The sequence below is a fragment of the Comamonas odontotermitis genome, from assembly GCF_020080045.1.
In the GTDB taxonomy this organism is placed as follows: domain Bacteria; phylum Pseudomonadota; class Gammaproteobacteria; order Burkholderiales; family Burkholderiaceae_C; genus Comamonas; species Comamonas odontotermitis.
Genome location: NZ_CP083451.1, coordinates 426,687 through 453,094, shown reverse-complemented (window position 1 = coordinate 453,094; position 26,408 = coordinate 426,687). Strand labels below are relative to the sequence as shown.

Annotated in this window: 25 protein-coding genes; 9 read left to right on the top strand and 16 right to left on the bottom strand. The window is 63.3% G+C overall.

The window, feature by feature from the left end:
• Positions 1–22: 22 nt before the first annotated feature.
• From fusA to LAD35_RS01965, 8 genes are all read right to left on the bottom strand, one after another.
• Positions 23–2,134 (bottom strand): elongation factor G, encoded by a 2,112-nt coding sequence (gene fusA, locus LAD35_RS02000; protein WP_224151094.1) that lies wholly within the window; start codon positions 2,132–2,134, stop codon positions 23–25.
• 154 nt (positions 2,135–2,288) lie between these two features.
• Complete coding sequence (rpsG, locus tag LAD35_RS01995; RefSeq protein ID WP_184704770.1) at positions 2,289–2,762, bottom strand: 30S ribosomal protein S7; 474 nt, start codon at positions 2,760–2,762, stop codon at positions 2,289–2,291.
• 165 nt (positions 2,763–2,927) lie between these two features.
• On the bottom strand, positions 2,928–3,305 hold the full coding sequence (gene rpsL, locus LAD35_RS01990) for a 30S ribosomal protein S12 (protein ID WP_013517317.1): 378 nt from the start codon (positions 3,303–3,305) through the stop codon (positions 2,928–2,930).
• 276 nt (positions 3,306–3,581) lie between these two features.
• Complete coding sequence (locus tag LAD35_RS01985; RefSeq protein WP_224151093.1) at positions 3,582–4,754, bottom strand: D-alanyl-D-alanine carboxypeptidase family protein; 1,173 nt, start codon at positions 4,752–4,754, stop codon at positions 3,582–3,584.
• Positions 4,755–4,837: 83 nt separating this feature from the next.
• On the bottom strand, positions 4,838–5,479 hold the full coding sequence (locus LAD35_RS01980; RefSeq protein WP_224151092.1) for an alpha/beta hydrolase: 642 nt from the start codon (positions 5,477–5,479) through the stop codon (positions 4,838–4,840).
• Positions 5,480–5,545: 66 nt separating this feature from the next.
• A complete protein-coding gene (locus tag LAD35_RS01975; RefSeq protein WP_224151091.1) occupies positions 5,546–5,899 on the bottom strand; it encodes a (2Fe-2S) ferredoxin domain-containing protein in 354 nt (117 codons plus the stop codon).
• 82 nt (positions 5,900–5,981) lie between these two features.
• Positions 5,982–7,148, bottom strand: a complete 1,167-nt coding sequence (locus LAD35_RS01970; RefSeq protein ID WP_224151090.1) for a VanZ family protein — start codon at positions 7,146–7,148, stop codon at positions 5,982–5,984.
• 24 nt (positions 7,149–7,172) lie between these two features.
• Entirely contained in the window at positions 7,173–7,592 is a 420-nt protein-coding gene (locus tag LAD35_RS01965) for a CopD family protein (RefSeq protein ID WP_224151089.1), read from the bottom strand.
• Between the two features lie 143 nt (positions 7,593–7,735).
• Here LAD35_RS01965 and hemB point away from each other — a divergent pair, with 143 nt between their 5' ends.
• Together hemB and LAD35_RS01955 are read left to right on the top strand one after the other, a co-directional pair.
• Positions 7,736–8,743 (top strand): porphobilinogen synthase, encoded by a 1,008-nt coding sequence (gene hemB, locus LAD35_RS01960; protein ID WP_224151088.1) that lies wholly within the window; start codon positions 7,736–7,738, stop codon positions 8,741–8,743.
• A 92-nt stretch (positions 8,744–8,835) separates the two neighbouring features.
• On the top strand, positions 8,836–10,077 hold the full coding sequence (locus LAD35_RS01955) for a magnesium transporter CorA family protein (RefSeq protein ID WP_224151087.1): 1,242 nt from the start codon (positions 8,836–8,838) through the stop codon (positions 10,075–10,077).
• Positions 10,078–10,138: 61 nt separating this feature from the next.
• On the opposite strand, the gene LAD35_RS01950 is transcribed toward LAD35_RS01955, so the two are convergent.
• The 3 genes from LAD35_RS01950 to LAD35_RS01940 form a co-directional block, all read right to left on the bottom strand.
• Entirely contained in the window at positions 10,139–12,208 is a 2,070-nt protein-coding gene (locus LAD35_RS01950; RefSeq protein ID WP_224151086.1) for a bifunctional 2',3'-cyclic-nucleotide 2'-phosphodiesterase/3'-nucleotidase, read from the bottom strand.
• Between the two features lie 138 nt (positions 12,209–12,346).
• Positions 12,347–13,036: a dienelactone hydrolase family protein gene (locus LAD35_RS01945; RefSeq protein WP_224151085.1), complete on the bottom strand. Its 690-nt coding sequence runs from the start codon at positions 13,034–13,036 to the stop codon at positions 12,347–12,349.
• A gap of 53 nt (positions 13,037–13,089) precedes the next feature.
• Entirely contained in the window at positions 13,090–14,307 is a 1,218-nt protein-coding gene (locus LAD35_RS01940; RefSeq protein ID WP_224151084.1) for an MFS transporter, read from the bottom strand.
• Positions 14,308–14,434: 127 nt separating this feature from the next.
• Between LAD35_RS01940 and LAD35_RS01935 the strand changes: the two genes are divergently transcribed.
• From LAD35_RS01935 to LAD35_RS01910, 6 genes are all read left to right on the top strand, one after another.
• A complete protein-coding gene (locus tag LAD35_RS01935) occupies positions 14,435–15,316 on the top strand; it encodes a helix-turn-helix transcriptional regulator (RefSeq protein WP_224151083.1) in 882 nt (293 codons plus the stop codon).
• 89 nt (positions 15,317–15,405) lie between these two features.
• Positions 15,406–16,152, top strand: a complete 747-nt coding sequence (locus LAD35_RS01930; RefSeq protein WP_224151082.1) for an SDR family oxidoreductase — start codon at positions 15,406–15,408, stop codon at positions 16,150–16,152.
• A gap of 3 nt (positions 16,153–16,155) precedes the next feature.
• The gene (gene creB / locus LAD35_RS01925) at positions 16,156–16,887 is read left to right on the top strand and encodes a two-component system response regulator CreB (RefSeq protein WP_224151081.1); all 732 of its coding nucleotides are present in this window, start codon (positions 16,156–16,158) and stop codon (positions 16,885–16,887) included.
• 3 nt (positions 16,888–16,890) lie between these two features.
• On the top strand, positions 16,891–18,351 hold the full coding sequence (gene creC / locus LAD35_RS01920; RefSeq protein WP_224151080.1) for a two-component system sensor histidine kinase CreC: 1,461 nt from the start codon (positions 16,891–16,893) through the stop codon (positions 18,349–18,351).
• A 123-nt stretch (positions 18,352–18,474) separates the two neighbouring features.
• The gene (gene creD / locus LAD35_RS01915) at positions 18,475–19,893 is read left to right on the top strand and encodes a cell envelope integrity protein CreD (RefSeq protein ID WP_224151079.1); all 1,419 of its coding nucleotides are present in this window, start codon (positions 18,475–18,477) and stop codon (positions 19,891–19,893) included.
• The gene (locus tag LAD35_RS01910; protein ID WP_224151078.1) at positions 19,890–20,123 is read left to right on the top strand and encodes a hypothetical protein; all 234 of its coding nucleotides are present in this window, start codon (positions 19,890–19,892) and stop codon (positions 20,121–20,123) included. Before creD ends, LAD35_RS01910 begins: the two co-directional genes overlap by 4 nt.
• Positions 20,124–20,168: 45 nt before the next feature.
• Here the strand turns inward: LAD35_RS01910 and LAD35_RS01905 are convergent, their stop codons facing one another.
• Genes LAD35_RS01905 through LAD35_RS01885 form a run of 5 tightly spaced genes read right to left on the bottom strand, consistent with a single transcriptional unit; the run spans position 20,169 to position 24,457 of the window.
• Entirely contained in the window at positions 20,169–20,810 is a 642-nt protein-coding gene (locus tag LAD35_RS01905; RefSeq protein ID WP_224151077.1) for a hypothetical protein, read from the bottom strand.
• Between the two features lie 9 nt (positions 20,811–20,819).
• Entirely contained in the window at positions 20,820–21,497 is a 678-nt protein-coding gene (locus tag LAD35_RS01900) for an ABC-type transport auxiliary lipoprotein family protein (protein WP_224151076.1), read from the bottom strand.
• 16 nt (positions 21,498–21,513) lie between these two features.
• Complete coding sequence (locus LAD35_RS01895) at positions 21,514–22,479, bottom strand: MlaD family protein (RefSeq protein WP_224151075.1); 966 nt, start codon at positions 22,477–22,479, stop codon at positions 21,514–21,516.
• A 2-nt stretch (positions 22,480–22,481) separates the two neighbouring features.
• Complete coding sequence (locus LAD35_RS01890; protein WP_224151074.1) at positions 22,482–23,330, bottom strand: ABC transporter ATP-binding protein; 849 nt, start codon at positions 23,328–23,330, stop codon at positions 22,482–22,484.
• Between the two features lie 2 nt (positions 23,331–23,332).
• Complete coding sequence (locus LAD35_RS01885) at positions 23,333–24,457, bottom strand: MlaE family ABC transporter permease (protein WP_224151073.1); 1,125 nt, start codon at positions 24,455–24,457, stop codon at positions 23,333–23,335.
• A 243-nt stretch (positions 24,458–24,700) separates the two neighbouring features.
• On the opposite strand from LAD35_RS01885, the gene LAD35_RS01880 reads away from it, so the two are divergent.
• Positions 24,701–26,386 carry a GMC family oxidoreductase gene (locus LAD35_RS01880; RefSeq protein ID WP_224151072.1) on the top strand — a complete coding sequence of 562 codons (1,686 nt, stop codon included), beginning with the start codon at positions 24,701–24,703 and terminating at the stop codon, positions 26,384–26,386.
• Positions 26,387–26,408: the final 22 nt, after the last annotated feature.

Below are 26,408 nucleotides of genomic sequence, written 5' to 3'. Positions count from 1 at the left end.
ACGGGCGCAAGCGCTACTTTCATTAGGCCTTGGCGCGTGCTGCAACAATGGCTTCTGCCACGTTGCGAGGAGCTTCAGCGTAGTGCTTGAACTCCATCGTGTACGTAGCGCGACCTTGCGTTTGCGAACGCAGCGAGGTGGCGTAGCCGAACATTTCGGACAGTGGCACTTCTGCCTTGATGGCCTTGCCGCCACCAACCATGTCTTCCATGCCCTGCACCATACCGCGGCGGGACGACAGGTCGCCCATCACGGTACCGGCGTAGTCTTCAGGCGTTTCCACTTCCACGGCCATCATTGGCTCGAGGATGACGGGATTGGCCTTGCGGGCACCCTCCTTGAAACCGAAGATGGCAGCCATCTTGAACGCCATTTCGTTCGAGTCCACATCGTGGTACGAACCGAAGGTCAGGCGAACCTTGACGTCCACCACAGGGTAGCCAGCCAGAACACCGGAGGTCAGTGCTTCGATCACGCCCTTTTCCACCGCAGGAATGTATTCGCGAGGAACCACACCGCCCTTGATTTCGTCGACGAATTCAAAGCCCTTGCCGGCTTCTTGAGGCTCCAGAGTCAGAACCACGTGGCCGTACTGACCCTTACCGCCAGACTGACGAACGAACTTGCCGTCCACGTCCTTGACCGTGCTGCGGATGGTTTCGCGGTAGGCAACCTGGGGCTTGCCCACGTTGGCTTCCACACCGAATTCACGCTTCATGCGGTCAACGATGATTTCCAGGTGCAGCTCGCCCATACCGGCGATGATGGTCTGACCGGATTCTTCGTCCGAACGCACGCGGAAGGATGGATCTTCTGCAGCCAGACGCGACAGGGCGATGCCCATCTTTTCCTGATCGGCCTTCGACTTGGGCTCCACAGCCTGTGCAATCACGGGCTCTGGGAACACCATGCGTTCCAGCACGATAGGGGCGCCGACATCGCACAGGGTTTCACCCGTGGTCACGTCCTTCAAGCCCACGCAGGCGGCGATGTCACCGGCGCGGATTTCATCCACTTCGATGCGGTCATTCGCCATCATCTGCACGATACGGCCGATACGCTCTTTCTTGCCCTTGACCGAGTTGAACACGGTGTCGCCCTTGGAGAGCACGCCCGAGTACACACGCACGAAGGTCAACTGGCCCACGAATGGGTCGGTCATCAGCTTGAACGCCAGAGCCGAGAATTTTTCGCTGTCATCAGCCTTGCGGGTCAGCTTCTTTTCTTCGTCGTCAGGATCGGTACCAGCCACGTCAGGGATGTCCACTGGCGAAGGCAGATAGTCGATCACAGCGTCCAGCATGCGCTGCACACCCTTGTTCTTGAACGCGGTGCCGCACAGCATAGGCTGGATTTCGGTCGACAGCGTGCGGGCACGGATACCGGCCTTCACTTCTTCTTCCGACAGGGTACCTTCTTCCAGGTACTTGTTCATCAGGTCTTCTGACGCTTCGGCAGCCGACTCCACCAGGTTTTCACGCCACTTGTTGGCGGTTTCCACCAGATCGGCAGGAATGTCCTGGTATTCGAACTTCATACCCTGGGAAGCTTCGTCCCAGATGATGGCCTTCATCTTGACCAGATCAACCACGCCCTTGAAGTTTTCTTCAGCGCCGATTGGGATCACCACAGGCACAGGGTTGGCCTTCAGGCGCAGCTTCATCTGGTCATAGACCTTGTAGAAGTTGGCACCGGTACGGTCCATCTTGTTCACAAAGGCCAGACGAGGCACCTTGTACTTATTGGCCTGACGCCACACGGTTTCGGACTGTGGCTGCACGCCACCCACAGCGCAGTACACCATGCAGGCACCGTCCAGCACGCGCATGGAACGCTCCACTTCAATCGTGAAGTCCACGTGGCCGGGGGTGTCGATGATGTTGAAGCGGTGCTCTGGGTAAGACATGTCCATACCCTTCCAGAAGCAGGTCACTGCAGCGGAAGTGATGGTGATACCGCGCTCTTGCTCCTGCTCCATCCAGTCGGTGGTAGCAGCGCCGTCGTGCACTTCACCCAGCTTGTGGGTCACGCCGGTGTAAAACAGGATACGTTCGGTCGTGGTGGTTTTACCTGCGTCGATGTGCGCAGAAATACCGATATTGCGGTAGCGCTCGATGGGGGTCTTGCGAGCCATGATTGATCCTTTGTTGATCAGTGAGGAGGAGGTGATGCAAACTGGCGAGTAGCACAGACATCAACCACGATATGAGGGCAGTCTGAATCCAAGCAAGGCCGCAAGCAAAAATCTGTTGCTGGCGGCCTTTGGGGATCGAGAGAGATCGCTCAGATTAGAAGCGGAAGTGGCTGAATGCCTTGTTCGCTTCGGCCATGCGGTGCACTTCGTCACGGCGCTTCATCGCGCCGCCACGGCCTTCGGTGGCTTCCAGCAGCTCGTTGGCCAGACGTTGGGCCATCGACTTTTCACCACGCTTGCGAGCAGCTTCCTTGATCCAGCGCATGGACAGAGCCAGACGACGGACAGGACGCACTTCCACTGGCACCTGGTAGTTGGCACCGCCAACACGGCGGGACTTCACTTCGACCATGGGCTTGACGTTGTTGATGGCAACAACGAAAGCTTCCAGAGGATCCTTGCCTGGGTGCTTCTTCTCGATCAGATCCAGAGCGCCGTAAATGATGCGCTCTGCAACTGCCTTCTTGCCGCCTTCCATGATCACGTTCATGAATTTGGACAGCTCTACATTGCCGAACTTTGGATCCGGCAGAATTTCACGTTTGGGGACTTCGCGACGACGTGGCATTTCTTCACCTCTATCTTTGCTTCAGTTGGCATCTTTTCAGACACCGCGAGAGCCAATACATGGACTCCCACTTACTCGACCCGGGCAAAACACTTGCCTTTGGGGTCACTACGTTTGCACAGCCTGCCTGGCTGACAAACACCGGGAATGTCTTGAAAAAAGCGATTAAGCCTTCTTAGGACGCTTTGCACCGTACTTGGAACGGGCTTGCTTACGGTCCTTGACGCCTTGCAGGTCAAGCGAACCGCGCACGATGTGGTAACGCACACCTGGCAAGTCCTTCACACGGCCGCCGCGCACCAGCACGACGCTGTGCTCTTGCAGGTTGTGGCCTTCACCGCCAATGTACGAAATGACTTCGAAACCATTGGTCAGACGAACCTTGGCCACCTTACGCAGAGCGGAGTTAGGCTTCTTAGGCGTCGTGGTGTACACACGGGTGCACACGCCACGGCGCTGTGGGCAGTTTTCCATAGCAGGGCTCTTGGATTTAACAACTTCTACCGTGCGGCCCTGACGCACGAGTTGGTTAATGGTTGGCATTAATTAAACGTCCCTAAACGTGAATTTGCTTTGAAAAGCGAAAACGTGAATCCCTTCGGAAATTCCGAAAAGCCCTCTAATGTACCACCGAAGGCCAAAATCGGCAAATGTTTACGGGGGAACCCGTAGTGTGCCCGCTGCACAAGACAGGTTTTTACGGAATGGCACGCGCCAGTCAAACACTCTCAGCTCCTGTTTTTGGAGCATTCAAAACGACAAAAGCGTGCCAAGGCACGCTTTTTTTCGATTTCTGGGCGCTTTGGCGCCCAGAGCCGCTTACTTGATCCAGAGGCGGATCGCATCCCAGGCACGGCCGAAGATGCCGGCTTCGCCCACATCCTCCAGCGCCACCAGCGGCACTTCCGCCACTTGCTGGCCGCCAGCCATCACTTTCAGGCTGCCCAGCTTCTGACCCTTGGTGAAAGGCGCGATCAATGGCTCCTGGCTGACCACCTGGGTTTCCAGCTTGCCACCGGTACCAGCAGGCACGTTGACGATGATTGGCGTGGCGCTGCCCATCTTGACGGTGTCCTGCGCCCCCTTCCAGGCCTTGGGCGTTGCCACCGGCTGGCCGCCATCAAACAGCTTGACGGTGTCGAACGCGGTATAGCCCCAATTCAAGAGCTTCTGGCTTTCATTGGCGCGGTCCTTGTCGCTGGCAGCGCCCAGCAGGATCGAGATCAGGCGGCGGTCGCCTGCATTGGGCACCTGGCGCTTGGCCGTGGATACCAGGCAGTAGCCCGCGGCATTGGTGTGTCCGGTTTTCAGGCCATCCACCGTGGGATCGCGGAACAACAAAGTATTACGATTGGTGCCGTTGGATTTGGGTGTGCCGGGGTAGTACCACTGCTTGGTCGAGTAGTAGTGCATGTATTCCGGGAAGTCCTTCATCAGGCGATTGGCCAGAATGCTCAGGTCCTTAGCGGTCGTCGTATGGCCGGGCTCGGTCAGGCCTTCCGGGTTCTTGTAGGCCGTGTTCGTCATGCCCAGGGCCTTGGCCTGCTCGTTCATCAGACGCACAAAGTTCTCGGCAGTGCCGCCCACACCTTCGGCCAGCGCCATGGTGGCGTCATTGCCCGATTGCACGATCATGCCGTGCAGCAGGTCGTCTACCTTCACCTGCATCTTGGGATCGATGAACATGCGGGAGCCCGGCATCTTCCAGGCCCGCTCGCTCACCGGCAGGGTCTGCTCCAGGCTGATTTTCTTGGCGCGAAGCGCGTCAAACACCACATAGCCGGTCATCAGCTTCGTGAGCGATGCCTGCTCCACCGGCGCATCAATGTCCTTGGCAGCCAGTACCTGGCCGGTGGTTGCATCGAACAACAGGTAATTGCGTGCGGCGATTTCGGGAGGTACAGGTGCCGCCAGCTGGGCCAGGGCCAGTGTGGGGGCCAGCAAGGCCGCAGCAGCCCAGGTGCGCAGGGTGGGCATCAAAGAAGATTTCATGTCGTCCAACTTTACAACTTGCCTGCCAAAGCCCATGCAGCGGGCGGCAGGCCATCAAAACCAATAGCAATACTACACCACGGTCAAGCCGCAGCAGCGCTCAGGTGGCGCATGACCAAGCCTTTGAGCAGCGGCAATTGTCCGTGGAAGAAGTGAGCACCCCCTGGCACAACCGTAACCGGAAGTATCTGTGGCCGCGCCCAATCCATCACTGAAGACAGCGGCACGGTGTCGTCCACCTCTCCGTGGATGACCAGGGTGCGCTCGTGCGCCTCGGGCGGTACCGCAGCCACGGTGAAGCGCGACGCGGCCGTACCCACAAACACCACTTTCTCGATCTGGCGCCGAGGCCAAAGTTCCGCCAGTGCGTGGCTCATCACGAACGAGCCAAACGAAAAGCCCGCCAGCGCCAGCGCCCCCTGCGGTGCCAATTGCTCCACCACCGCCAGAAAATCCTCGCGCTCGCCCCGGCCCTCGTCGTAAGTGCCGGCCGACTGGCCTACGCCGCGAAAGTTGAAGCGCAGTGCATTCCAGCCACTGCCGACAAAGGCGCGCGCCAGGGTCTGCACCACCTTGTTGTCCATGGTGCCTGCGAATAACGGGTGCGGATGGCCGATGACGGCAGTGCCGCGCACGACGCCGTCGGAGGCAGCGGCCGCGTCGCGGGCCACCTCCAGGATTCCGGCCGGGCCGTGGATGGTGAATCGTTCTGTCTGCGCATTCATGACGCTATCAACTCCATAGCTACTGGCGCTTATCAGATAAGCGCCAGAGGCAATTTATTTAAAGAATCAACGCCCTACTTCGGGCGGCGTCACGAGGCGCTCGACCACCTTGCCGTTTTTCAGGTGCGACTCGATGATCTCATCGATATCGTCGTTGTCGATATAGGTGTACCAGACCCCTTCGGGGTACACGGCCATGATGGGGCCGCCTGCGCAGCGGTCCATGCAGCCTGCCTTGTTGATGCGCACCTTGCCAGGGCCGTTCAGGCCCTCGGCCTTGACGCGTGCCTTGCAGTGGTCAAACATGGCCTGGGCGCCGTGGTGGGCGCAACTGTCTTCGCCATTGGCACGGTCGTTCAGGCAGAAGAACACATGGTGTTGGTAATACTGGCCTTTGTTGCCGGGGTTCTGCTCACTCATGGCTCGCTCTCGTCAAATGCAATGGCGCTATTGTGGCAGCTTGGCAGGCCGCCATCACCCATGACGGCAGCGCGGTTGCGCTTCACTGCCCGGCGCTTTGCCTCCGGCGGCGCGCCACCACATCGCGCGGCACACGCCCCAGGAGCAGCAACACGTACACGATCACCGCAAACGGCCACAGCCAGCCCAGCCACTGGCCCAGCCCGAAAAAGCGGATGAACCGGCCCTGCTCCCACGATTGCAACGCCGTGGCGTAGTACGGACTGGGCGGTGCCTGGTTGAGCAGGTTCACATCGATCATGACGCCCATCAACAGCAGCAGCACGCAATAGCGCCGCGGCAGGCCGACCTGCAGCAGCGCCAGCGCCAGTGCGAGCGCAATGCCCAGACGCGCGGTATGGTCCAGCCAGTCCCAGGCGAATGCCGGGCCGTAGCTGAGCGCCGACGACAGGGCCGAAACCGCAATCCCCACCACCACAATGAGCCCCACCATCACCATGCGGCGCGTGAGGTGCGTCATCACGCTGAACGCCAGCCAGCACGGTATCAGCAGTCCCAGCATCACCACCACCAGTTGGCCGATGGGCGACAAGGGCTCATTGGCCTGCATGAAGTTCGGCATCCATTCTTCAAACGCGGTATTCACCAAAATATCGACCAGCCAGCTCTCCAGCCGGTCGAACACCTGGCCCAGACCAAAGGGCTGCGGCGGCGGAAAGAGCAGCGCCAGCGGCCACAGCAGCAGCAGCACGATGGCGCCGCGCGAATCGGGCATGAACCAGCGGTCGCGCACATCGCTCCAGCGTCGCAAAATACCCACCCATACAAACAGCGGCACCAGCAATGCCCCCGCCAGCGTGCCCATGCTGTTGAGCATCCAGTCCATGTTGCTCGACACCCGCTGGGGCAGGAATATCTGCAGAAACTCCATGGCAAGCGAGAGCGCACCGCCCAGCAGCAACGCCCACAGCCAGCCCGATCTGCGCCAGCCATGGCGCCAGAACCCCAGGCTGAGCAAAAAGCCCAGCGGCGCATAGCCCGCCACGTTGACGAGCACGTCAAACCAGGTCCAGTACGGCGGGGGAATCCGCGCCAGCAGAAACTCCGCAGGCGAAATGCCCTGCGTGCGCCAGCCCTCAAAAGGAAACAGGCTGGCAAAGACGATCAGCACCGCATACACCAGCACCAGCGGCCAGGCAATGGTTCGGTGGTTGTCTGCGGGCTGCTGCGCAGCAAGCTGGTCTTGCATTTCAGAAATGACGCATGTCAAAAATCAAAAGGGCTTGACCACCACCAGGATGACGGCGGCAATCAGCAGCAGCACAGGCACCTCGTTGAACCAGCGGTACCAGACATGCGAGTGCCTGTCCGTGCCATTGGCAATCTTGCGCAGCAGCACCGCGCAGGCGTGGTGGTAGCCGATGATGAGCGCCACGATCAGCAGCTTGGCGTGCAGCCAGCCCCCCGCACCGCGCCACCAGCCCAGCCACAGCCACAGACCAAAACCCAGCGCCAGCACGGCAATCATCGTCATGAAGCGCAGCAGCTTGCGCGCCATCAGCAGCAGGCGCTCACGTTCGGCCTGCGAATCGGCCGGAACCATGGCCAGATTGACAAAAATGCGCGGCAGATAGAACAGGCCGGCAAACCAGCTGGCCACGAACACGATATGAAAGGCTTTGATCCACAGCATCCCCCCAAGTGTAGTAGCTGGCGCCATCACCGTTGCGGAAGAAAAATGCGCTCGCAATCTTGATGTAAATCAAACCGCAGCCGCCGACGCAGTTTTGGCAGCGGGCGACAGCCGCCCCGGGCAATCTGGCGCACAATCGGCGCATGCATCTGTCCAGCCCTACACCATTTCCACACAACCGTCCGCGCCGCCTGCGCCGTGATGCGTTCACCCGCAACCTGGTGCGTGAGAATGTGCTCACGCCGCATGATTTCATCTACCCGGTGTTCGTGCATGAAGGACAGGGCAAGCGCGAAGCCGTCAGCTCCATGCCCGGCGTAGATCGCCTCAGCCTGGACCTGCTGCTGCCCGTGGCCGAGGAATGTGTGAAGCTGGGCATTCCGGTGCTGGCGCTGTTCCCGCAAATCGACGCGGCACTCAAGACCCCCGACGGCAAGGAAGCGCTGAACCCCGATGGCCTGATCCCGCGCGTGGTGCGCGCGCTGAAGAAGGAATTTCCCGATCTGGGCGTGATGACCGACGTGGCGCTCGACCCTTACACCAGCCACGGCCAGGATGGCGTGCTGGACGAGACCGGCTACATCCTGAACGACGAAACGGTGGAAATCCTGATCGGCCAGGCACTCAACCATGCCGAAGCCGGTGTCGACATCGTCGCGCCCAGCGACATGATGGATGGCCGCATCGGCGCGATCCGCGAGGCATTCGAGGCCCAAGGCCACATCTACACCCGCATCATGGCCTACAGCGCCAAGTACGCCAGCGCCTTCTACGGCCCCTTCCGCGATGCCGTGGGCACGCGCGGCGCTCTGGGCAAGGCCGACAAGAACGTCTACCAGATGGACCCCGGCAACACCGACGAAGCCCTGCGCGAGGTGGCGCTGGACCTGGCCGAAGGCGCCGACATGGTGATGGTCAAGCCCGGCATGCCGTACCTGGATGTGGTGCGCCGCGTCAAGGACGAATTCAAGGTGCCGACCTTTGCCTACCAGGTATCGGGCGAGTACGCCATGCTCAAGGCTGCCGCCCAGAATGGCTGGCTGGACCACGACAAGGTGATGATGGAGTCCTTGCTGGCCTTCAAGCGCGCGGGCGCCGACGGCATCCTCACCTATTTCTCGCTGGATGCTGCACGCCTGCTCAAGGCATAAAAACAATAGCACTCCGAACAAACAGGGCCTGCGCAGCTTGCGCAGGCCTGTTTTTTTTGCCATGCTGGCGGGCGAAGTCTATCCAGGAATTGATGGTGAGTAACCCCAGCAGCATCCGCATCTTCCACATCGCAGGCAACGAAGCGACCGAGCTGGCCGCCGTGCCCTACCAGCTGCCCGACAAGGGCTTTCTGTGGCTGGCCTGTGCGCGCAGCTATTTCAGCGAACAGCTGGGCAGCCTGCAGCTGGCATTGCAAAAGCTCTCGGGCGCGCCGCTGGTAGACCTGCATGTGTCCGACCTGCTCAACCCCCAGCTGCCATCGCACTATGACTACACCTCGCAGTACGACCTGCTGGTGATCCGCCGCCTGGCATCCACCCCCTCCAAGACCGGCTCTGCCGCCCTGGCCGCCGCGCGCCGCACGGCAGCGGCCAAACCCACGGATGACGCGCCCCACATCAGCACTACGCCGGTTGGCTTTGCCGCCTGGGAACGGGTGCTGCTGTCGGTACACCCGGAAGACTGCACCGTGCGCGATGCCTATGCGCGGCGTCTGCTGCAGTTTGCGCGGACGGACGCGAGCGGCAGCGCGCCTGCCGAGCCCGATCCGCTCTCCAACGCCACGCAGGAGCGGCTCGCGCGCGAAGACAAGGCCTACCGCGCACCGGCGGCCGCACCCGCTGCGGGTGCAAGCGGCGTGCAGCCAGTTCGCCTGCCCACATCGCCCGCCGACCTGATGATGCGCACCGTCAACATCATCGTGGACAACTACCTGGACCTGCGACGCGAGCTGTCGCGACACCTGGACCAGTGGCAAAGCGCGCTGCTGGCCCCGCGCAAGCGCATTGCCAACTGGCAGGCCCTGCTCGAAGCACGCCTGACTCTGCACCAGCTCGACGAAATCTGCGAGGACCAGCGCGCTGCAGTACAGGACTGGGTGGATGCCGTCGAAACCTGGCCCCTGCCCGAATCGGCAAGCGCACAGCGCGAGCTGGAAGCGCTCAAGGTTCGCAGCCGCGACGTGCTGGAGCACATCGAGCGCGTGGTGCACCATGTGCGCCGGCTGGAGCAAAGCACCGAAACCGCCGTGCAGATGCATTTCAGCGTGCAGAGCAACCGTGCCAACGACATCATGCGCACGCTCACCACCATCACCGCCATCTTCCTGCCGTTGAACCTGATCGCCGCCATCTTCGGCATGAATTTCGAATTCATTCCGCTGATCCACAAGGAAGACGGCTTCTGGTGGGCCATGGGCGTGATGGCGCTGATCACGGTGACACTGATTGGCTTTTTCTCGTACAAGCGCTACCTGACGCGTACAGGAAAATGAGCCCAGCTTCATCAAAGAGAAAGCGGCTGGCGTGCCAGCCGCTCTCCTTTTGGGGTGCCGCTTACTGGCCTAGATCGATGCGGTAGACCGCGCGCTGCGTGCCAGTGCCGTCGTCTGCCTTGTCCACACTGATATTGGCCAGGCCAGCCGCCTGCGCCACCGACAGGGCATTCGCTGCCGAGGTAAACAGCACCTTGCCGGCAGTCGGCGTCTTGGCAAAGCGCCAACTCTGCGCTGCGCCATTGGCCGCACGCGTGATCTGTGGGTGCGCCTTGATATAGGCAATCACCACATCGCGGTTGGCGTCGGGCGACGCGTAGATGGTGGAGCGGCCATCGAGCTCCGGCAGAAAGCCCTTGCCGCTGGTGGCGCGGTAATTGTTGGTGGCGATCACGAACTCCTGCGCGGTGTTGATCGGCTGGCCCTTGTACTGCAGGCCCACGATGCGGCTGCCCACCGGCTGGGTCACGTCGATCTGGTACTGCACGTCAGCCGTGGTGAACATGTCGAAGTTGTAACCAGGAAAGCTGCTGATCAACCACTGGTCTGCGGTAGCTGCCGGATCGATGCGGTTGAAGCGCTGGGCCGCCGCTTCCAGCCAGCTCTTGACCTGCGCGCCCGTCACCTTCACCGCATACACGGTGTTGGGGTACAGGTACAGGTCGGCGGCGCTGGAGATGGCCAACGGCCCAGCAGCCACGTCGGTGTAGTCCGCACCGCCCTGGAAGCCCGATTTGAACGGCGCGCTCACCGACAGCACCGGCAACTGCGCATACTGCGGCAGATTGGCTGCCACATAGCGCTGCACATAGTCCTGCTGCGCCTGGTTGACGATCTGGATCGCCCCCGGATCGCCCACATCGGCAAACTGCGTGCCCATGCGAAAGTCAGTCTGGCCCACCGGCGTCTTCACATAGCGGATGGCAGCCTGGTGTTGGCCCTCCACCACCGGGGCGATGCTGCCATCAACCGCCACATAGATGGCCTTGCCTGCGGCATCCTTGCCGGTTGCCGTGTTGCGCAACTCCGACTTGCTCTTGGCCTTGTCCACGCTCCAGGCCTTGCCGTCCCAGCGCAGCGACAGCGCCACCACACCCAGGGCCTTGCCCCAGGAGCTGGCCATCACCGCGGGCACGCCATTGATGGTGCCCGCCTTGTTGTCCACCCCCGCCATGCTGAAGGCCGGCTTGTCCGCCGTATCAGGGAACACGCTGTGCTGGTGGCCCATCACCATCGCGTCGATGCCCGCCACCTTGCTCAGGTACAGGCCGGGGTTTTCCATGTCGGTGCGGTATTCCGAGGCATCCAGCCCGCCGTGCAGCAGCGCCACCACGATGTCTGCGCCCTTGCTGCGCAGCTCGGGCACATATTTCTGCGCCGCCTCAACAGCGCCGGTCACCCGCACCTTGCCTTCCAGGTGGCGCTTGTCCCAGCCCATGATGCCGGGCGTGGTAAAGCCGATCACGCCGATCTTGATAGGCAGCCTGGTGGCCTTTCCGTCACTGTCTACGCCGGTGATTTCGCGGTTCAGCACCACATACGGCGCCACCAGCGGTGCATTGGTCTGGGTGCTGATCACATTGGCCAACGCCATCGGGAAGCCCGGGCCCGCGCATTTTTTGCTTGCATCCACCCCGTCAACCTTCAGACCTCCGCCCAACACCTGGTTGAGGAATGGCAGACCGTAGTTGAACTCGTGGTTGCCGAGCGTGCCCGCATCGAACTGCAGCACACCCATAGCCTTGTACATGGACAACTGCTGCTCGCAGGCAATCGGGGCCACCTGCGCCTCATAGTCGGCCAGCGCCGTGCCCTGGATGGTGTCGCCGTTGTCCACCAGCAAGGTATTGGCAAACTCGCTGCGTGCCTTACGGATCAGGGTGGCGGTGCGTTCAAAGCCGTACGAGGGATCGTCCGCCAGCTTGAAGTAGTCGTAGCTGCGGATGTTGAAGTGCAGATCGGTAGTTTCCAGAACGGCCAGCGTTGCAGTGGCCGATTTGTCACCACCCGAGCCGCCGCCACAGGCGGTGAGCATGGCCGCAGCAGCCAGTGCTGCCAAAACGGCCAAGGCCTGGCGGGAGCGGCGCGCAGCCTGCGGGCGGCCAGCGCCAAAAGAAGAGAGTCGCATCATTGCTATGGTTGAAAGTAAGCGATGCGCGCATCATCGGCAGCAGCGATGACGGAGGTGTTACAAGCAGCCGTGCAAGATGCAACAAAGCCTTGCAGGCATGGCACCTGCAAGGCTTTGTGCGTTGAAACAGCGGGCGGGTCAGCCTACATGCTTGGCAAAGAACGCCTGCGTACGGGCCCGGGCCGCCGCCGACGCTGCCGCGTCGTAGGAGCCGCGCTGGTCACAGTTGAAGCCATGGTCGGCAGCATATACATACACCTCCACCTCGGAGTGCGCGGTCTTGAAGGTCTCGACCGATTCCAGCGAGATCCAGTGGTCCTTGTCGCCAAAGTGGGCCATCACCGGGCACTTGGGCTTGCGTGCTATTTCAGCAGCCGTCGTCATGCCGCCGCCGTAGTACGGCACGGCAGCGGCCAGGCCGTTCAGCTCGCAGGCCGCGCGCCATGCCAGCAGGCCACCCCAGCAGAAACCGGTGATGCCCACCTTGCCACCGGTGCGGCGGGCGCCTTCATCGATGGCAGTCTGCAGATCCAGCAGCACACCAGGAGGCGGCAACTGCTCGGCTGCCGCCTTCAGCGCAGAACCCGCTTGCATGTCGGCATCGGTATAGCCCAGCTCCACGCCCGACTTGACGCGCGCAAAGGTAGCCGGAGCAATCGCCAGGTAACCGCTTTGCGCCACGCGGTCTGCCACCGAGCGGATGTGCGAGTTGACGCCGAAGATTTCCTGCACCACCACGATGGCGCCACGCGGCTTGCCCGCTGGCTCGGCAATGTAGGCCGGAAACACCTGGCCGTCGGCAGACTTCAGATCTACAAAATTACCCATAGCGATCACTCCTTGCTAAACAGATTCCAGATTCGGGGCGGGGTTCTTTCCGATTATGGCGCCGTGCACGGCACGACCGGTGCCCGGCGCGTCACCATGGAAAACCAGGCCGCCGCAAGAACCACGGCCAGCCCACCATACACCACCGCCATGCCCAGCGCCGAATGCGGATTCACCAGGTGGATGCCCAGCAACGAGAAGAGCGAGGTCAGCAAGAAGGCAAGCCCCCCTGCCAGCCCGCCCGAGAGCGCAGCGCTCTGCGGGAACATGGACAGCACATTGGCGAAATGGATATTGAACACCAGCCCTGCCGCCACGTGGATGCAAAAAGCGACGGCAGCCATCACCTCCAGCGAAGGCCACGAGGCCGGCAGCCATCCCGTCAGCGCCAGGAGTGCAATGAAGCAGGCCATGGCCACCACCGCCGCCTGGTGCTTGACTGCCAGCGAATGGGCCATGGCGGCGCGCGCTATCAGGCCGCCAGCCATCCAGGCCAGCCCCATCAGCAGCGCCAGCGCACCGGTGGTGGTGGGGGGACGGTGGTACACCGTCTCGACGATGAAGGGCGAAGCCATGCTCCAGCCCATCACCATGGCGTAGGCTGCGCTCACGCACAGCACGCCGCGCGCAAATGCGCGATGCCGCACGATCTCCCAAGCCCGCGCGGCCACTTCGCGCGGACGGATTGGTTGCGGCTTGGCCAGCGTCTCGCCGCCGCCCAGGCATTCCAGCACCAGCGCCAGCACCGAAAACGCCGCCAGTACGACAAAGTTGGCGCGCCAACCCCAGTGCGTCTGCACAAAGCCGCCAATGAAGGGCGCGCAGATGGGGCCGAGCGACCACACCACGGTCATCCAGGTGAGATACCGCTGCAGCGCAGCCCCACGGAACACATCCACAAAGAAGGTGCGCTTGCTCACCACGGCCACGGCGCCCAGCACGCCCTGCAGCAGGCGCAGCGCGCAGATAAGCCAGATATCGTCGCTGGCGGCAATGGCCGCGCTCGACAGCGCAAACAATGCCAGCGCCACCAGCATGGGCCGCCAGCGGCCAAAGCGGTCGAGCAGCACGCCCACCACCAGCTGCCCCAGCCCATAGCCGGCGATGAACAAGGTCAGCGTGAGCTGGATCTGCGCTGCCGTGCCGCCCAGGCTCTGGGCCATGGCTGGCATGGAGGGAAGGTAGATGTCGGTGCCGATGCCCGAGAGCGGGATCAGCAAAAAGGCCAGGAAAACGCCAAACGAGGCGTTGTCAGCAGTAATTCTTCGCATGGAGGTCTGCGCCTGAAATGAACAGGACGCCAGTGTGTTGTGTTTTTTAGACTGGTACAAGATTCTACTTAGCCTAGGCTTGAAAGGCCTATACTGCGGTGCACCAATCCCGCTAAGGTACTGCCCCATGACCTTGCCTGCACCGCCCCTGCCCCATGCCCCGCCTGCTGTTGCGACCTCTGCCCAGCCGCAGGAATTGGGCCGCTTTCTGCGTGCGCGCCGCGAAAGCCTGTCTGCCACGGGAATGGGGCTGGCCCGTTATGGCCGTGTGCGCACACCCGGCCTTCGGCGTGAGGAAGTGGCACAGCTCGCTGGCATCGGCGTAACCTGGTACACCAAGCTGGAACAGGGCCGCGAGGTCCAGCCTTCGCGGCAGGCCATCGAGTCCATCGCCCGGGCGCTGCAGTGCAACGACGACGAGGTGCGCCACCTGCTGGTGCTGGCAGGCATCAAACTCGACCAGCCCCCGCCCTCCGCAGCCGACGAGCCGGGCTGCCTGCACATGCAACTGCTCGATAAGCTGCTGCCCTACCCGGCCCAGATGCAGAGCGCCGCCTTTGACCTGCTGGCAGCCAACGCCGCCTACGAGCGCCTGATGGGCGTCTCGCTGCAGAGCCTGCCCGCGCTGCAACGCAACTGCCTGCACATGAGCCTGTTCGATGCGCGCTGGCAGCGCGTGGTGCGCCATGAGCCGCAAACCATCGAGCGCATGGTCGCCATGTTCCGGGCCGCATCCACCCAGCAAAGCGGCGACCGCGCCATTGCCGAGCGGCTGGACTACTTTCTCACCCACTCGCCCGCCTTCCGCAATGCCTGGGAGCGCTACCAGGTGCGCAGCCCCGAGAATCAGGAAAAGACCTTCGATCACCCCGTACTCGGCCTCATCCACCTGCGCCAGACCTACTGGTGGTCCGCACCGCGCAGCGGCATGCGCATGGTGGTCTACCTGCCCGTGGGGGAAGCCGATGCACAGGCGCTGGACCAGCTGGCCCTGCTGCCCGCGCCTTGAACCGGCCCCGCCGGGCTGTGCTGTTTTGAGCAAACCCTAATAAGATAAGGCCTCCAACCACACCCGGCACAGAGCCATCCTTGCCTGCCATGACTTCCATCGCCCTCATCACCGGAGCCAGCCGTGGCATCGGTGCCGCCACCGCCCTGCTCGCTGCCCGCCAGGGCTGGGATGTCGCCGTGAATTACAGTGCCAACGAAGGCGCCGCCCGCGAAGTGGTACAGGCCGTGCAGGCCCTGGGCCGCCGTGCCATTGCCGTGCAGGCCGATGTGGCCGACGAAGCGCAGGTGCTGGCCATGTTTGCACGCGTCGATGCCGAACTGGGACGCATCAGCGCCCTGGTGAACAACGCGGGTGTGGTGGACCGCGCCCAGCGCCTGCAGGACATGGACCTGGCTCGCTGGCGCCGCATGTTCGACATCAACGTGATCGGCAGCTTCATCTGTGCACGCGAAGCCGTACGCCGCATGAGCTCGGCAGAAGGTGGCGCGGGCGGCAGCATTGTCAACGTCTCCAGCAGAGCCGCCTGCCTGGGCGCCGCCAACCAGTACGTGGACTACGCCGCCGCCAAATCGGCTATCGACACCATGACCCTGGGCCTGTCACACGAAGTAGCCAGCCAGGGCATCCGCGTCAACGCGGTGCGGCCCGGTCTGATCGAAACCGATATCCACGCCAGCGGCGGCCAGCCCGACCGCATTGCGCGCCTGGCGCCCGGCGTGCCCATGGGCCGGGGCGGCACAGCCGATGAGGTGGCAGAAGCCATCTGCTGGCTGATGTCGGACAAAAGCAGCTACTCGACCGGCGCAATCATCGACGTGTCGGGTGGGCGCTAGGCCATGCACCCCGCGCCCCACGTGCTGCTGCTGGAAGACGACCCGGCCATTGCCCGCACCGTGTGCTATGCACTGGAGCGCGATGGCATCCGCTGCACGCACAGCCTCCTGATTGCCGACGCGCGCCAGCAATGGGCCAGCCAGCGATTCAATGCACTGCTGCTGGATGTGGGCCTGCCCGACGGCAATGGTCTGGACTGGTGCCGCCAGCTACGGGCCGGCGGATCGACCGCACCCATGCTGGTGCTGAGCGCCCGGGGCGAAGAAATGGACCGTGTGCTGGGCCTGGAGCTGGGCGCCGACGACTACCTGACCAAGCCCTTCAGCCCGCGTGAACTGGTGGCCCGAACCCGCGCGCTGCTGCGCCGTTCGCAGGAGTTTTCCAAACAAAATCCGGCCCTGTCATCCACTGATCAAGCGCTTGCCGCTCCTTTTTTCATAGTGGATGAAGCAGGCCAGCGCATCCGCCTGCAAGGCACCTTACTGGATTTGACGCGGCGCGAGTACCAATTGCTCTGCACCTTGCTCGCCGCCTCAGGCCGCATTCTGAGCCGCGACCATCTGCTCAATGCCGTATGGGGTATCGACAGCGACAGCTCTGACCGCACCGTAGATACCCACATCAAGACCCTGCGCGCCAAGCTGCGCGCTGCGGCGCCAGACAGCGATTTCATCACCACCCACCGCGGCATGGGCTACAGCCTGCGCCTGCCCGGTGCAGCCGCAAAGGGCTGAGCCATGCGCCTGGGGTTGCGGCTGCTGTTCGCCTTCTTCCTGATCAATGGCCTGGCGGCCTTCTTCGTGCTGCGCGTGTTCATGGTCGAGATCAAACCCAGCGTGCGCAAGGTGACCGAAGACACGCTGGTGGAAACCGCCTACCTGCTGGCAGCGTTTGCCAGCGATGACATGGCCAACGGAAACCTCGCCGCATCGCCCTCCACCAGCCGCTTCGCCCGGCATGTGCAGGCAGTGGCAGAGCAGCCGGTGCAGATCTGGATCTGGGACGCGCGCAAGGCAGCGCTGGACCTGCGCGTGACCGTCACCGATGCACAGGGCCGCGTGCTGTTCGACTCGGCAGGCCAGGACGTGGGAGCCGACTATTCGCGTTGGCGCAACATATCGCGCACCTTGCGCGGCGAGTACGGCGCCCGCACCACGCGCGATGTGGCCGAAGACGAGGCCACCAGCGTGATGTATGTCTCCGCCCCCATCGTGGCAGGCGAGCAGGTGGTGGGCGTGCTGACCGTATCAAAGGCGGCGCGTGCCGTGCAGAACATCATCGACAGCAGCGAGCAGAAAATGCTGCGCGGCGGTGTGCTCTTCCTGCTGCTCTCGGCTGGCGTGGGTTTTGCCATCACCTGGTGGCTGGTGGCGCAGGTGCGCAAGCTGCGCAGCTATGCACAGCACGTGCAGGGCCCTACCCTGCACGAAGGCGATGGCAGCCAGCCCGCGCCTGCTGCGCCGCCGGTGCCCGAGGTACCGGGCGAACTGGGCGACCTGGCCCTCGCCATGGACTCGATGCGAAGGCGCCTGGAAGGGCGGGACTACATCGAAGGCTATGTGCGTGCGCTTACCCATGAGCTCAAAAGCCCGGTCGCCGCCATTCGCGGAGCTGGCGAGTTGCTGCAGGACGAGTTGCCTGCCGCCGACCGCCAGCTGTTTGCCCAGCAGGTGATGGACCAGAGCCAGCGCCTGCAGAACCTGGTGGACCAGCTGATGCAGCTGACCCAGCTGGAGCAGCGCCCGCCGCTGGCCGCCCTGCGCCCGACCACCAGCTTGCGCGACTGCGCCGAGCTTGCGCTGGGCCAGTTGCAGGCGACGGCTGCGCAGAAGGGCATTCATCTGGCGCTGCAGGGCAACGACAGTGCAGGCGCCTGGGATGCACAGCTGGTGCAGCTGGCTATCAGCAACCTGGTCGCCAATGCGCTGGATTTTTCGCCCGGCGGCAGCCAGGTGGTGGTGCAACTGGCGCCGCACCGCATCACGGTGCAGGACAGCGGCCCCGGTGTGCCCGAGGGGCTGATGCACAAGCTGGGCGAGCGCTTCTTCACCACGCCCAGGCCCAATGGCGAGCGCAGCGGCACGGGGCTGGGCCTGTCGATCGTGCTTCGCATCATGCAGCTGCACGGCGGCCAGCTGCACTTTGCCAATACGCACCCAGGTCTGCGCGCAAGCCTGGATTTTCCAGTGTCGCATTGAGCGCTTGGCAGGCTCTGCCCCTGCCCGCAGATGTACACACTTCACACTGCCTTCACACACTTCATGCCAGCCACACCGGCCGCTTGAACACTGCACACACCTGAATCCAACAACGAGGTGTGCATGAAGAACAGACTGGTACAAAAGGCCATCACCCTGGCCATCACCGTGGCCGTGCTGATGGTGGGGCTGATGCTGATCAGCGACGTGGTGCGCGACCGCATCTACAACCGAGACCGCGCCGTGCAGAGCGTGGTCAACAGCACGGCCGGATCGCAGACCGTCTTTGGGCCGGTGCTGGTGCAGCAATGCACGCGCGAATCCATCGCCAAGGACAGCGAAGGCCGCGCAGAAACCCGGCTCGTGAGCTTTCAGCGCTACGCGCTGCCCGACAGCCTCCAGCACAGCGCCAGCGCGCAGATGCAGCCACGCACACGCGGGCTCTACCAGGTCAACACCTTTGTGCTGGCCGACCAGCTCACCGCCCGTTTTGCCCCTGGCAACCAGCTGCAGGGCAAGCCCGAGGCCAGCAATGTGCGCCACTGCGACGCACCGCGCCTGATGCTGCCGGTGAGCGACCCGCGCGGCATCCGCACCGCCAGCCTGCGCATCAACAACCAGGAAGTCGCGCTGGAACCCGGCACCGGCCATCCTACATACACACGCGGCCTGCAATCGAAGCCCCTTGCCGCAGCGGCAGACGCCAACGCCCCCATGGAGGTGAAACTGGCGCTGGAGCTGGTGGGCACCGAGCGCGTGGGCTTTGTGCCACTGGGCGGCACCAACCAGGTCAGCATGCAGGCCAACTGGCCGCACCCCTCGTTTGGCGGCAACTTCCTGCCGTCGCGCCGCGACATCACGGATGCGAGTTTTGACGCCACCTGGAACATCTCGGCCCTTGCCTCATCCGCCCGCCAGGGCTTTCTCTCCGGCAAACCCCTGTGCTCGCCCGCCGACCCGGACGCCGGATTCGAGCAGGAAAGCAGCCAGTGCCTGGAACAGTTCGGCACGCATTTCATCGACCCCGTGAACCCTTACACCTTGAGCGACCGCGCCACCAAATATGGCCTGCTCTTCGTTGTGCTGACCTTTGTGGCCGTGGGCATGTTCGAGGTGCTGAAAAAGCTGCGCGTGCACCCGGTGCAGTACCTGCTGGTGGGCTCGGCGCTGTGCAGCTTCTTTCTGCTGCTGATCAGCCTGTCGGAACACCTGGGCTTTGAGAAAGCCTACGCCATTGGTGCTGCGGCCTGTGTGCTGCTGCTGGGCTACTACGCCAGCCACATACTGGGCAGCGTACGGCGCGGCCTGCCGTTTGCAGCGCTGATTGCCGTGATGTACGGCCTGCTGTTCGTGCTGCTGCAGCTGGAGCAGACCGCGCTGGTCGTCGGCTCGCTGGCCCTGTTTGCCGTGCTCGCCATCGTGATGGTCGCAACCCGCAAGGTTGACTGGTATGCCTTTGGCAAGGGCGACGGCACTGCACCTGTCCCGCCCGCCCCCATGGCCCCCGCTCAGCCATGGCCTCTGCCCAAGGAGCCTGCATGAACCGCGCCACCGCCCACCACGAACACGAGACACCCGTGAAACCTGACGCCATCACCCGCCAGCGCCAGCAGTGGCGCCAGGCCATGCAGCAGCTGACACGCCAGCAATTGCGCGAACTGCGCCACAGCTGGCTCGAACGCGGCGAAGGCCTGCCCCTGCCCGCCAATGCACGGCGCCTGCAGTGGCTACGGCTGCGCTGCTCCCTGCTGCTGCGCGAGCGCAGGTTTTGAGTCGTGTTTTCGGGGCCTGTTCATGTTCAAAGAGCAGGCCCTGCGTCAATCCTGGCGCGCGGCTCCGCTGCTGCGGTCGGCAGCGCGCTGGCGTGCCTGGGGTGACAGCGCGTTCATGCATTGCAAATTGGCATCGCCCAACAGGCTGTCGCACTTGCGGATGGCGGTGTCCAGATCGGCCTCGCGCTGGCGTTCTGCCTCGCTCTTGGGCGGCGCGCCTACCGAAGCCTGCAATGCTGCCTGCTGGTGTGCTGCCTGCTCGCCCGCCACGCGCTTGCCCTTGGCCTTGTCACTGCAGGATTTGAGCGCTGCCTTGGATTCCTTGTCGCTGCCGGTGTGCTGTTTCTTGCACTGGTCCATGGCCAGGGCATAGGCCAGATCGACCTCCGCCATGCTGGCCTTGAAACTGTTGTTGGCGCTGGGGTGCCAGCGCAACTCCAATGTGGCCAGATCGATCTTGCGCCGACCATCGGCCTGCATGCGACAGCGGCTCTGCGCGCCACCATCCACCGTCTTGCAATGGGCCAATGCCTTGCTGTGACGTTCGTTGATCGCGTCCTTGGCCGCAGCATAGGCTTCACGTGACATACGCTGCTCGGCAGCATGCACCAGCCCCATACTACATGCAGCACCCAAGGCAACTGCCAGCAACAGGTTACGCGCGGCGTCGTGCACAGGGATGGGCATGCAAGGCACTCAGCGACCCTGTTGGCGCAGCCATGCGTCCAGCTGCTGGGCCGCCTCGGTGACGGCCGTGGCGAGCGCTGCTGTACCGCCAGCAGCGTCGGCGGAAGCTGCTGGCTGGCTCAGGCTGAACACCTGCTGGCCCAGCCATTTTTCGCCGCGTGGCGTGACTTCGGTCAAGGTGGCACGCATACGCAGCACACCCCGGCTGCTGGTGCTGGAGTCAAACACCTGGCTGAACTCCTCGACCTCCAGCCGCAGCATGGCTGGGAGCGCTGGCAGTTGCAGGGCCTGGGTTGCGCCGTCATCGTCGAGCAGCACGGCGCGCTGCTGTGCCAGGGTATCTCGCACCCGTTGCTGGATCAATTGCTCGGCAGGCGCCGTCCAGCGGGCCTGGGTGTAGGGCCTCAGTTCACGGTCATTGGCATAGGCAAGGCGGTACAGAATGGAGGCGCTTGCCTCCGGCATGCCCGAAGCCCGAACCTTGGCCAGTACCAGCGGCGCCTGGACAGAGGCCTTTGACACCGCAGCGCCCGCCGTCTGCGGAGCCTGCAGTCCAAAATCATAGCGCGCTACGGGGGCCGGTTTCTGGGGCAACGCCGAGCAGCCTGCGAGCAGCGCCAGTACGCCAACTGCCATCAGCGCGCGCCGTGCGTGGCCCATCAATGCATGCGGATTCAGTGTGGACATGGTGGACTCAGCCTTTCTATCGCGATGCACCTGCGGCAGCGGGCGCGACAAAGCCCTGTTCGCCCGGGCCTGGCAAGGCGTTGGACGTGCCATAGATCAATGATTGCGGATTGTTCTTGAACGCATCGGCGGTATCGCCCATGCGGCGCGCAGCCGAGCCCACATCGCTCATGGTACGGCCCAGATTGGGCAGGGTGCCACGGTTGAAGTTGTCTGCCGCATTGGTGACCTGGTCGACCGCCGTCGCCATCTGGCCCACCACGCCGTCTTTCGACGACAGACCCGACACAGCTTTGCTCACATCGCGCGAGGTCTTGTCGATGCCGGCCAGCGTCTTGCGCGCATCCTGCGCAACGGCTGGCAGCGAGGCCAGCGCCGGGTCGAGCTTGGTATCCACTGTCACCTGCAGGCGCTTGCTCAATGCATCCAGGCTCTGCGCGGCCTGGCCCATGCTTTGCACCGACGCCATCAGCGCCCGCTGGTTGTCGATGCTGAGCAGGTCGTTCACCTTGCGGGTAGCGTCTTCCACCTGCTGCATGATGATCGGGCCCTGCTCGGCAATCTGGCCAAAGGGCGATGGACGCATCGGCAGGCGCGGCAGGCCATCTGGCCCGGCGGGCAGCGGCGTGGTGTTCATGTTGTCATCATCGAGCTGGATGTGCGCGAGGCCCGTGACGCCCTGGAAACCGAGCATGGCATAGGTGGTCTGCGTGACCGGAGCTTCGGCGTTGACGGCAATCACGATCAGCACATTGCCGTTCTTCTCGGGATCGAATTCAATCGAGCGCACCTTGCCAACCGGCACCCCCTTGTAGCGCACCGGCGCCTGCAGCTGCAGGCCGCTCACGCTCTCGGCCGTTGCCAGCTCGTACTTGGTATAGGTGGTGTTGTCCCGGCCCAGCCACAGGCTGATGCCGATGACCAGGGCTGTGAGCACCACCACAAACAAGCCCGCCGCCAATGCATGCGATTTGTTTTCCATAGCTACTCCTTTGCTCCAGCGAGCGCTCCTCCGGGGGCTGCTGCGCTGACCGGCGCCAACGCGCGCCGCCCCCGCTCACCCAGGAAGAAATGTTCGATAAACGGATGCGGGAAATGCACCACCTCTTGCGGCGCTCCCGTCACGATCACTTTTTTCTCGGCCAGCACCGCCACACGGGTGGACAGGGCAAACAGCGTGTCCAGATCGTGCGTGACCATCACCACCGTCAGGCCCAGCGCCTCGTGCAGGTCCTTGAGCAGATCGCAGAACTCGTCGGAGCTGTTCGGGTCCAGCCCCGCCGTGGGCTCGTCGAGCAACAGCAATGGCGGGTCCATGATGAGCGAGCGTGCCAGTGCCACGCGCTTGATCATGCCGCCCGACAGATCAGAAGGCATGCGGGTGGCATGTTCGGGCTTGAGGCCCACCATCTGCAGCTTGACCATGGCCGCATCGCGCACCACGGACTTGGGCATCGTGCCCTGCTCGTTCAATGGAAAGGCGATGTTCTCCAGCACATTGAAGGCCGAGAACAACGCGCCTTGCTGAAACAGCATACCGATGCGCGAGGCTGCGCCGTGGCGGCTGAGCTCGTCCACGGGCTTGCCCTCGATCAGCACCTCGCCCTTGGCCGGATGCAGCAGGCCGAGGATCTGCCGCAACAGCACGGACTTGCCCGTTCCCGAGCCTCCCACCAGGGTCAGGATTTCACCGCGACGCACATCCAGGTCCAGATCCTGGTGGATGGCGAATGCATGGTCCCCGCGGCCGAACACCGTCCACAGCTTGCGGATCTGCACCACAGGCTGGTCAGCGGCTTGAGCGTTTGTTGCTGTTGGGGCTGTCATTGCCATGGCTAGAACCCCACGTTGCGGAATGCAATCGCAAAGATCGCATCCAGCACGATGACCGCCGTGATCGAGATCACGACCGAAGAAGTGGTGCCTCTACCAAGGCTCTGCGTATTGGGCTCCACCTGCAGCCCGAAATGGCACGCAATCAGGGCAATGGCCACGCCGAACGTGACCGATTTGGCCAGCGCCAGAAACAGATTGGCAATATCCACGGCACCGGGCATGGCCTGCACGAAATAGGCGGGCGACACGCCCATGGCCGCATCGGCTGCCAGCATGCCGCCGACCAGGGCGCACATAGTGGTCCAGATCGCCACCAGCGGCATGGCCGCAGCCAGTGCCAATGCACGCGGCATCACCAGGCGAAAGCCGTGCGAAATACCCATCACCTGCATGGCGTCCAGCTCTTCGTTCACCCGCATCACGCCGATCTGCGCCGTAATGGCCGAGCCCGAGCGGCCCGCCACCAGAATGGCCCCCAGGAGCGGCCCCAGCTCGCGCACCAGCGAGATACCCAGAATATTGACGATGAAGGCATCGGCGCCGAACTGACGCAGTTGCAACGACATCAGGTAGGCCAGCACCACGCCGATCAGAAACCCCACCAGCGCCGTGATCGGCAAGGCCGTGGTTCCTACCGAGTACAGATTGCCGGAAAAATCGCGCCACGGCCCGCGCGCCGGGTTGCGCAGCAGGCGCAGCACATCGATCAGCAACTGGCCCACCATCTCGACCATGGCCCGCGCATGGGCCAGAAAGCCCAGCAGCACCAGGCCCAGCTGAATCAGCCAGCCCCACCAGTTGACCTGCTTTTCGGGCGGGCAGGCAATCGTGAGCGAGGCCACGCGCTCCATCATCTGGCGCTGCATGTCCGTCATGCGCAATTGCTGCGGCCTCTGCTGGCGCCAGTGATCCCACAGCAGTTGGGCTCCCACATGGTCCAGCCAGTCTGCTGCGGTCAAATCCCAGGCCTGGCCCTCGCCGGGCGGGTGCTTGCGCAATTGCTCGCGCACGGACTTCCAGATGCTCCGGTCCCCCAGCTCTGCCGCACCCCAGCGCCCGCGCAACTGTGCCCAGCGCTGACCGCCGTCGTTGGCATCGGTAATGTGAGGAGAGGAATCCGCCATGAATGGAAAAGCGAGCTGGTTCTTGTTGCGCGCGCAATACGAATATGGATTACGCACTATAGCCTGAGTGTCGCCCAGGCGCATGCAGTGCACATCTGCCCGGCACAGTGGCGTTGAACACAGTGGCGCCGTCTCCATCGGTTGATTCCCTGTTGGCAACGCGGCACACTGTTTGCACACTGCAGGCTGTTTTTACCAGATATGGGCAGCATTCGCGGCCCGAGTCACCAAACCCCCAAAAGCATGACGACACCCGGAGACAACACTTCCTTCGACTATATCGTGATCGGCGCAGGTACGGCAGGCGCGCTGCTGTGCAACCGCCTCTCGGCCAATCCGCGCAACCGCGTGCTGTTGATCGAAGCGGGCAGGCGCGACGATTACCATTGGATTCATATTCCCGTGGGCTATCTGTACTGCATTGGCAACCCGCGCACCGACTGGCTCTACAAGACCGAGCCCGAGCCCGGCCTCAACGGCCGCAGCCTGCTGTACCCGCGCGGCAAGACCCTGGGCGGCTGCTCCAGCATCAACGGCATGATCTACATGCGCGGCCAATCGCGCGATTACGACCATTGGGCCGAGCTGACGGGCGACGCCCGGTGGCGCTGGAATGAAACCCTGGGCTACTTCAAGCGCCATGAAGACCATTGGCGACTGGACCACGAAGGCGATGCCAGCCCCAGTTTTGCGCAACTGCACGGCAATCGCCGCACTGGCAGCAGCGGCGAGTGGCGCGTCGAGAAGCAGCGCCTGCGCTGGGACATTCTGGACGCCTTTGCCCAGGCTGCGCAGCAGGCGGGCATCCCTGCCACCGATGACTTCAACCGCGGCACCAACGAAGGCGTCGGCTACTTCGAAGTCAACCAGAAAGCCGGCTGGCGCTGGAACACGGCCAAGGCCTTTTTGCGTCCTACCTGCTACGGCCGCCCCAATGTCGAGATCTGGAACAACGCCCACGTCAGCCGCCTGCTGCTGGAGCGCCAGGCAGACGGGCAACTGGCCTGCACCGGCGCCGAAGTCTGGACCGGAGCCGAAATGGTGACCGCACGCGCCAGCAAGGAAGTCATCCTGAGCGCCGGCGCCGTCAACTCGCCGCAGATTCTGCAGCTCTCGGGCATCGGCCCGGGCGAGCTGCTCCAGCAACATGGCATCGGCGTGCAGCGCGATCTGCCGGGTGTGGGCGCCAACCTGCAGGACCATCTGCAGATCCGCGCCGTGTTCAAGATCGATGGCGCGCCCACACTCAACATGATGGCAGGCAGCCTGTGGGGCAAGGCCAAGATCGGGCTGGAGTACCTGGCCAAGCGCAGCGGCCCGATGAGCATGGCCCCTTCGCAACTGGGCGCCTTTACCCGCAGCAGCGCAGACCACACCTATCCCAATATCCAGTACCACGTGCAGCCGCTGTCGCTCGATGCCTTTGGCGACCCGCTGCACACCTTTCCTGCCTTCACCGCCAGCGTGTGCAATCTCAACCCCACCAGCCGGGGCACGGTGCAGATCAAGAACGCCGATTTCAGGTCTGCGCCCGCCATTGCGCCGCTTTACCTCTCAACCGAAGAAGACCGCAAGGTGGCGGCCGACAGCCTGCGCATCACCCGCACCATCGCGGCCCAGCCTGCACTGGCCAAATACCGGCCCGTGGAGTGGAAGCCTGGCGCGCAATACCAAAGCGATGAAGAGCTTGCCCGCCTTGCAGGCGACATTGCCACCACCATCTTCCACCCGGTGGGTACCACCAAGATGGGGGCAGACAGCGACCCCATGGCCGTACTCGACAGCGAACTGCGGGTGCGCGGCGTGCGCGGGCTGCGGGTGGTGGACGCCGGCGCCATGCCCACCATCACCAGCGGCAACACCAACTCCCCCACGCTCATGATTGCCGAACGCGCTGCGGAATGGATTCTGGCCAGCCACCGGCCGTGACCAAACCGCCTGAGAGTGCCCC